This window comes from Sharpea azabuensis DSM 18934 (genome assembly GCF_000702165.1).
GTDB classification, from domain to species: domain Bacteria; phylum Bacillota_I; class Bacilli_A; order Erysipelotrichales; family Coprobacillaceae; genus Sharpea; species Sharpea azabuensis.
This window is the reverse complement of sequence record NZ_JNKU01000014.1, coordinates 42462-50101: the sequence shown is the minus strand read 5'-3', so window position 1 is coordinate 50101 and position 7640 is coordinate 42462. Positions and strand designations below refer to the sequence as shown.

Genomic DNA, 7640 nt, shown 5'->3' with positions numbered 1-7640 from the left:
GTATGAAAAGATCGAAGCAGCATTAGGATGCAAAACCTATTTCTGTGATCCCTACTGTGCCTGGCAAAAAGGAACCAATGAGAATACGAACGGATTACTGCGGGAGTTTTATCCTAAAGGGATGGATCTATCCGAAGTGGACCCGGAGGAACTGAAAAAGAATCTGAATTTACTGAATAACAGGCCACGTAAATGCATAAAATATAAAACACCTAAAGAAGAATTACTGGGTAACTCATCGTAGGTGTTGCACTTAATTTGACAAATCATCAACAATAAAAAAACATAAGTGTTATAGGGGAGAAACTTATGTTTTTTTACTTATTATATTTTGGGGAAAATTTCTACAGGATTCTTGCCTCCTGTGATTCATATAATAAAGATGAATTATGAATAGTTTATGAACTTTTATGAAATATGCATAATTTCTTGACAAAAAAAGAAAAAGACTTTGAAAACAAAGCCTTTCCTTATAAACATGGAGCAGAATACGGGAGTCGGACCCGCCTATCCACCTTGGGAAGGTGGCATTCTACCGATGAATCAATTCTGCACTACAATTACTATTATAATGATGTCTTTTGAAAAGACAAGTTTTTTGATTCTTCGTAATTTCCTTTTCCTTATTTCTAGAAATATTATAATAGAAGTAGTGGAGGTTACTTATGAAAAGATTATTGAATTGCACTGCAAGTGAGAAACTTGCAATGAATGGTGAAGAATTAAAACAATCAATCAAAGCCTGTGAAGGGCGCGTTATTATGAGTGAGAATGTGATTGCGGTGAGTCCATTACTTGGAGATGTTTCGAATCCTGAACTAGCAGCAGCCTTTGGGAGTGATTTGTGTTTATTGAATGTCTTTGATTGTAATAATCCCAAAATTGCCGGTGTCGTGACGGATGGGAATCCGGTTGCTTTATTGAAGAAACTTATCGGTCGTCCTGTTGGCTGTAATTTAGAGCCGGTTGATCCTGATGCGAAGATGATGGAAGAACGTTTACGTATTCCGACAGGCAGAATGGCAAGCGCTGAAACTTTCAAGAAAGCCCAGCAGCTAGGCTTTAATTTTGTCTGTCTGACAGGTAATCCAGGCACAGGCGTAACAAATGAATCTATTGCCAGGGCAATAAAAAATGCCAAAAAGTATTTCTCGGGCTTAATCATTGCTGGAAAAATGCATTCAGCTGGTGTTGATGAGCCACTCGTGGATTTAAAGGCTATTGGTAAGTTTATTGAAGCAGGAGCTGATGTGATCTTGCTTCCAGCTGTGAATACTGTACCATCATTAAGTGAAGAAGAAATGCGTGCAGCCTGTGACTTCATTCATAGAAAGGGTGCTTTGGCCTTAAGTTCAATTGGGACATCACAGGAAGGTGCCGATAAAGAGACGGTGAGAGAGATTGGTATTGTAAATAAACGCTGCGGTGTCGATATCCAACATATTGGTGATGCTGGCTGGCAAGGTATTGCCTTACCAGAGAATATCATGACTTTATCAATTGCGATTAGAGGCAAGCGTTGGACATATCATACAATGGCATCATCAATACGTCGTTAAAGAAGGTTCAGCCTTCTTTTTTTCTTTGTATTAACATAAAAATGTAACGAATTGTAAATTATGTTAAAACGTTATCATTCCTTTTTTCCGAGAGCCTAAAATCAATTGAAAAGGCTATATATGGGTGTTATAATACGGGCATGGAGGAATAAATCAATGGATAAATTAACTATTAGAGATGTTGATGTTGCCGGCAAGACTGTCCTTGTACGTGTTGACTTCAACGTACCAATGAAAGACAATGGAACAGTTATCACTGATGATAACAGAATCGTTGCAGCTTTACCAACAATCAATTACTTGTTGGAACATAACCCTAAGGCTGTTGTATTATTCTCACACTTAGGTAAGATCAAGACTGAAGAAGATAAGGCTAAGAACAACATGGCTGTTGTTGCTCCTAGATTAGCTGAATTATTAGGAAGAGACGTTAAGTTCGTTAATGCAACACGTGGTCCTGAATTAGAAGATGCCATTAAGAATGCTGAAAATGGTCAGGTTATCTTAGTTCAGAATACACGTTATGAAAAAGGTGAAACTAAGAATGATCCAGAATTAGGTAAATACTGGGCATCTCTTGGTGATGTATTCGTAGAAGATGCATTCGGTTCTGTACATAGAGCTCATGCTTCAACTGTAGGTATTCCTACAAACTTACATCCTGCTGTAGCTGGTTTCTTACTTGAAAAGGAAATCGCTTATATTGGAAAAGCAGTTTCTGATCCTGAAAGACCATTAGTAGCTATCTTAGGTGGTTCTAAGGTTTCTTCTAAGATTGGTGTTATTGAAAACTTATTAAAGGTTGCTGATAAGGTTATTATCGGTGGCGGTATGATGTTTACTTTCTGGAAAGCTAAGGGCTTAGAAGTTGGTAACTCATTAGTTGAAGAAGATAAGGTTGAATTAGCTAAGGCATACTTAGAAAAAGGTGCTGATAAGCTTGTATTACCTGTTGATGCTGTTGTGAATAATGCATTTGCAGCTGAAGGTGATATTAAGACTGTTGAAGGTAATGTACCTGAAGGTTACATGGGATTAGATATTGGTCCTAAGTCAATCGAATTAATTAAAGAAAACTTAGCTGGTGCTAAGACAGTTATCTGGAATGGTCCTATGGGCGTATTCGAAATGGAACCATTCGCTAAGGGAACATTAGCTGTATGTGAAATGTTAGCTAATATGCCAGATGCTAATACAATCATCGGTGGTGGTGATTCAGCTGCGGCTGTTAAACAGTTAGGATTTGCGGATAAAGTATCTCATATCTCAACTGGTGGTGGCGCTTCACTTGAATACATGGAAGGTAAAGTATTACCTGGTATCGCTGCTGTAGATGATAAATAATAAAAAATATTAGGAGTAAAGAAAATGGCAAGAAAACCAATTATTGTTGGAAACTGGAAAATGAACAAGACTATTGCTGAAACAACTGCATTCGTTAATGCTGTTGATGGCAAAGTTTCTGATAAAGCTGACTGGGGTATCGCAACTCCATTCACAGATTTACAGGCTGCTAAAGCTGCAAAGAATTTAATTGTTGCTGCTGAAGATATGCATTGGGCAGATCATGGTGCATTCACTGGTAACGTTTCTGCAGCTATGTTAAAGGAATTAGGCGTTGAATGGACAATCATCGGTCACTCTGAAAGAAGACAGATGTTTGGTGAAACTGATGAAACAGTTAATGCTAAAATTAAACAGGCTATCAAGAACGATATCAAAGTAATCGTTTGTGTAGGTGAATCTGAAGCTCAGTATGATGCTGGTGAAACAAAAGATGTTGTTAAGAACCAGACTGTTGCTGCATTCAAGGATGTAGAAGCTGCTGATGCTGCTGAAATCGTTATTGCTTATGAACCAATCTGGGCTATTGGTACTGGTAAGACAGCTACTAATGAAATTGCTGAAGATGTTTGTGGCTATATCCGTTCAGTCGTTAAGGATCTTTATGGTGAAGATACTGCTGAAAAAGTAAGAATTCAGTATGGTGGATCTGTAAAACCTGAAGGATTAAAGGCATTATTAGAACAGCCTGATATCGATGGTGCATTAGTAGGTGGTGCTTCTTTAAAAGAAGAATCATACCTTGCTATGGTTGCTGCTTTAGACTAAAACTATAATATGACTGGGTCTTAGGACTCAGTCTTTTTTAATAATATTTGTGATGATACATTAGCTATATCTTTGTATCATTTTCTTTTAGGCTATTGTCTAATGACACAGAAGTATTAAGATAGAAGAGTAAAAACAATGGATACAGAAGAAAGGCTGAGGATCATTGGCTTAGCATTGCTTGCTTTAAGTAAGGCATATAGCTAATGGGCATGATCTATCTTCAAAGCAAGGGAAGAAAACTGTTCAAGCGTTTTACCAAAAGAATGGGAAAATGATTGAGGGACATGGACGGTTTTCTATGAGATACTAATTGATTTGTTTCTATATTCATATTGAGAACCAGAAGTTTTAAGAGCTTTTGGCTCTTTGTTTTTTAAAGTTGTGTAAAGAGTAGGAATTGCATTAAAGGCCGGATTACATTTCTTGTTTTGAATAATAAAATTTCTTATACTTTGGTTAGTATATTTTTGTTGGAGGAAAATGGAATGCTTGAAATCAAACATATCACAAAGAAATATGTTACCGGTAATTTTACGCAGGTTGCCCTTGATGATGTTTCTGTGAATTTCCGTGATAATGAGTTTGCGGCTATATTAGGACCTTCAGGCTCTGGAAAAACAACTTTGTTGAATATTATTGGTGGGTTGGATCGCTATGATGATGGTGATTTAGTCATCAATGGTGTTTCGACAAAACGCTATAAAGATAAAGACTGGGATGCCTATCGTAATAATAAGATCGGCTTTATTTTTCAGGCTTATAATCTTATTGGCCATCAATCCGTTTTATCCAATGTGGAATTAGCCCTCACATTGTCCGGTGTATCACCAAGTGAACGTAAGAAAAGAGCGATTGAAGCTCTTAAAAAGGTTGGCTTAGAAGAACATATTCATAAGAGACCGAATCAGTTATCTGGCGGTCAGATGCAAAGAGTGGCCATTGCCCGTGCCCTTATCAACAATCCAGATATCATCTTAGCGGATGAACCAACAGGTGCCTTAGATACCAAAACAAGTATTCAAGTGATGGATTTGTTGGAAGAGGTGGCTAAGGATAAGCTTGTTATCATGGTGACGCATAACCCTGAACTTGCTCATCAGTATGCCAATCGTATTGTTGAAGTCAAGGACGGGCATATTATTCATGATTCTCATCCTGTGGAAACAAAGAAAAATAAAAATATCAATGCCAGCTTTAAACATACTCGATTAAAATTCACCACAGCACTAGGTTTATCACTTAATAACTTAATGACCAAAAAAGGTCGTACCGCCTTAACTTCTTTTGCAGGAAGTATTGGGATTATTGGCATTGCCGCGATATTAGCTTTAAGTTCAGGGGTTAATGACTATATAAGTACTCAGGAGACAGATATGCTTGGCTCCTATCCCATTACGCTAGAAAAACAGGCGGTGGATTTAGATGCGATGATGAATCGTGAAAAGAAGAATGCGCATAAGAAGGGGCATGATAAGAAAGCTGTTTATTCAAAGAATATTGTTGGAGATACCATCCAGGAAACAAAGGACATGATCAAAACCAATAATCTGAATAAATTCAAGCTCTATCTTGATAATCATCAAAAAGACTTAAAGAAAGATGTCTCAGCGATAGAATATAGCTATGATATCACACCAAAAGTCTATCGTAATGATGAAAAGGCCGGGGTCGTCACTGTCTCACCGGCAAGCTTGCTTTCAACAAACTCACAACAGTCATCACCCTTTGCCTCAAACTCATTCTTTTCGAAATATAGTATGAGTGGGGCTGTGAGTTCATCATGGAGTGAACTTGTCAGCAGTCAGAATTTACGTCAAAAACAATATAAGTTGTTAGCTGGGCATTATCCTAAGAACTACAATGAAGTCGTCTTAGTGCTTTCAGAGAATAATGAAGTTTCAGACTATACCCTTTATACACTTGGCATGCTGGATATTAATAGTATGAATGATATGATCAAGGCTATTCAGGATGGCAAGAAGTATGAAGATACACAACATAGCTTTGATTACAAGGAAGTCATTGGGAAGAGTTATCGTGTCTTTGCCCCAAGTCAGCTTTTTGAAAAAAAGGATAATGTCTTTGTCGATCAAAGTGCCAATAATGACTATCTCAAAGCTCATCTTAATGAAGGCTTGGAAGTCAAGATTGCTGGTGTGCTAAGAGCGAAGAAAGATGCGGAAATATCAAGTGGTGTCGGCTATGATCGTAAATTGACAAACTATTTGATGCAAGTTGGAAATAAGAGTGAAGCCATCACTGCTCAGCTAGCTAATAAAAAGATCAATATCATGACTAATAAAGCCTTTGGTGAAGAAAATAGCGGTAAGACAAATAGCTTCTTTAAGATGAACAATAATCTCTTAAAAACAAATACACATATACAATCCACAACAATGACGCTTAAATCTAGCATGAAGCCAACTGTTACATTACTTGGTGAAACAAACGCGTCTCAACAGACAGAAACTCCTGAACAACCAGAGATTGACAACCCGCAGCCTTCCCCTCCAGTTACAAATAACAAGTACACAGTAACATTTAAAAACGGTGAAAGTGTTCTTGCATCGTCTACTTACCAAGCTGGCGCAACCATTACAACCTTCCCAGAAACCAATCCAATCAGGACGGATGAAAATGGCGTGCGTTATACCTTTGTAGGCTGGGTGGATCAAGCAGGCAACTACTTCACTTCAAAACAGTTAAGAAGTGTAACGGTCACTCAGGATGAGACCTATACAGCTGTATTTGCGTCCACAAGTACTTCCAGCAAGCTAGAAGACTATTTGACGGATGATGAAATCAAGAAGGCCAATGAAGCCTTAAATAACTATATAAAGCAACAAGTTCAGGCCAATGGCGGAGCGCAGTTTGACCCAAGCAAGGTTGATATGAATCAGTTGCGTGATTTAATGAATAAGAATCTGGGGACAAATATTTCTCAGGCGCAAATGAATCAGTATATGATGAATTATGCGACACAATATCTCAAGCAGAATCCAAAGCTTATTGACAAGTATATGAAGACATACTTGCAGGCATATATGAAGAAGTATGAGCAGGAATATCTCAATAAGATTAAGAGTTCACTTGCTAGTAATTTGAACCAGCAGTCACTTGATGCCTTGCTTGCTTCAATGAATAATACAACGCCAACGAATTATGAAGATATGATGAGTAAATTAGGCTATAGTACGCTTGAAGATCCAAGCAAGATTTCCCTTTATCCCAACTCATTTGATGCGAAAAAACATGTTGAAAGCTTTATTAAAGCCTATAATAAACAAGCTAAGAATGATAACGATAAGGTAACTTATACGGATCTTATTAGTACGGTTACGGAAAATATCACAAAGATTGTTGATACGATTTCAACGGTACTGATTGCCTTTGTTGCTATATCGTTGATTGTCTCATCCATTATGATTGCGATTATTACTTATATTTCCGTACTTGAACGTACGAAGGAAATTGGTATTTTAAGAGCGTTAGGAGCTAGTAAGGGTGATATTTCCAAAATCTTTAATGCCGAAACTTTTATTGAAGGACTACTTTCAGGTATCTTTGGTATCTTTGTTTCATGGCTGATCACCTTCCCAGTCAATGCATATGTCTTAAAGACAATGCAGGTACCTCATGTCATGGTTTTACCAGTTAAGGCAAGTTTTGTCCTAATAGGTATTTCGGTTATTCTGACATTGCTTGCAGGCTTTATACCTAGCCGTATTGCCGCTAAAAAGGACCCTGTGACAGCTTTACGTAGTGAATAAAAATGGAGCATGTGCTCCATTTTTTATTTAGAAACAATCTGTTGTTAAAAAATGGTGTTTTTTCGAAATGTAAGTGCTAAACTATAGGCAGAAAAGGAATTCTGAAAACTTATAAACGCTTACATGAAATACATGATTGAAATTTCACAAGATACCATGTATAGTGGTTTCAGAAAGTAATTGGGAATTAATTCTC

Annotated in this window: 5 protein-coding genes and 1 tRNA gene; 5 read left to right on the top strand and 1 reads right to left on the bottom strand. The window is 37.4% G+C overall.

Annotation, left to right across the window (positions count from 1 at the left end; all coding sequences use genetic code 11):
• Window positions 1-244: IS30 family transposase (locus tag T529_RS0104420; RefSeq protein WP_156032157.1), on the top strand; the 244-nt coding region annotated here is incomplete at its 5' end.
• Window positions 245-479: 235 nt separating this feature from the next.
• Here the strand turns inward: T529_RS0104420 and T529_RS0104415 are convergent.
• Window positions 480-553: transfer RNA gene (locus T529_RS0104415), tRNA-Gly, on the bottom strand.
• A gap of 112 nt (window positions 554-665) precedes the next feature.
• Between T529_RS0104415 and T529_RS0104410 the strand changes: the two genes are divergently transcribed.
• The 4 genes from T529_RS0104410 (at window position 666) to T529_RS0104395 (ending at window position 7444) form a co-directional block, all read left to right on the top strand.
• The gene (locus T529_RS0104410) at window positions 666-1559 is read left to right on the top strand and encodes a DUF7916 family protein (protein WP_033162411.1); all 894 of its coding nucleotides are present in this window, start codon (window positions 666-668) and stop codon (window positions 1557-1559) included.
• Between the two features lie 156 nt (window positions 1560-1715).
• The gene (locus tag T529_RS0104405) at window positions 1716-2903 is read left to right on the top strand and encodes a phosphoglycerate kinase (protein WP_033162410.1); all 1188 of its coding nucleotides are present in this window, start codon (window positions 1716-1718) and stop codon (window positions 2901-2903) included.
• A 24-nt stretch (window positions 2904-2927) separates the two neighbouring features.
• On the top strand, window positions 2928-3671 hold the full coding sequence (gene tpiA / locus T529_RS0104400; protein WP_033162409.1) for a triose-phosphate isomerase: 744 nt from the start codon (window positions 2928-2930) through the stop codon (window positions 3669-3671).
• Window positions 3672-4159: 488 nt separating this feature from the next.
• Window positions 4160-7444, top strand: a complete 3285-nt coding sequence (locus T529_RS0104395; protein WP_033162408.1) for an ATP-binding cassette domain-containing protein — start codon at window positions 4160-4162, stop codon at window positions 7442-7444.
• The last annotated feature ends 196 nt before the right edge of the window (window positions 7445-7640 follow it).

Excerpts from the sequence above, each read along its gene's own strand:
- tpiA (WP_033162409.1), top strand. The coding sequence starts at position 2,928 with ATGGCAAGAAAACCAATTATTGTTGGAAACTGGAAAATGAACAAGACT.
- T529_RS0104405 (WP_033162410.1), top strand. The coding sequence starts at position 1,716 with ATGGATAAATTAACTATTAGAGATGTTGATGTTGCCGGCAAGACTGTC.
- T529_RS0104410 (WP_033162411.1), top strand. The coding sequence starts at position 666 with ATGAAAAGATTATTGAATTGCACTGCAAGTGAGAAACTTGCAATGAAT.
- T529_RS0104395 (WP_033162408.1), top strand. The coding sequence starts at position 4,160 with ATGCTTGAAATCAAACATATCACAAAGAAATATGTTACCGGTAATTTT.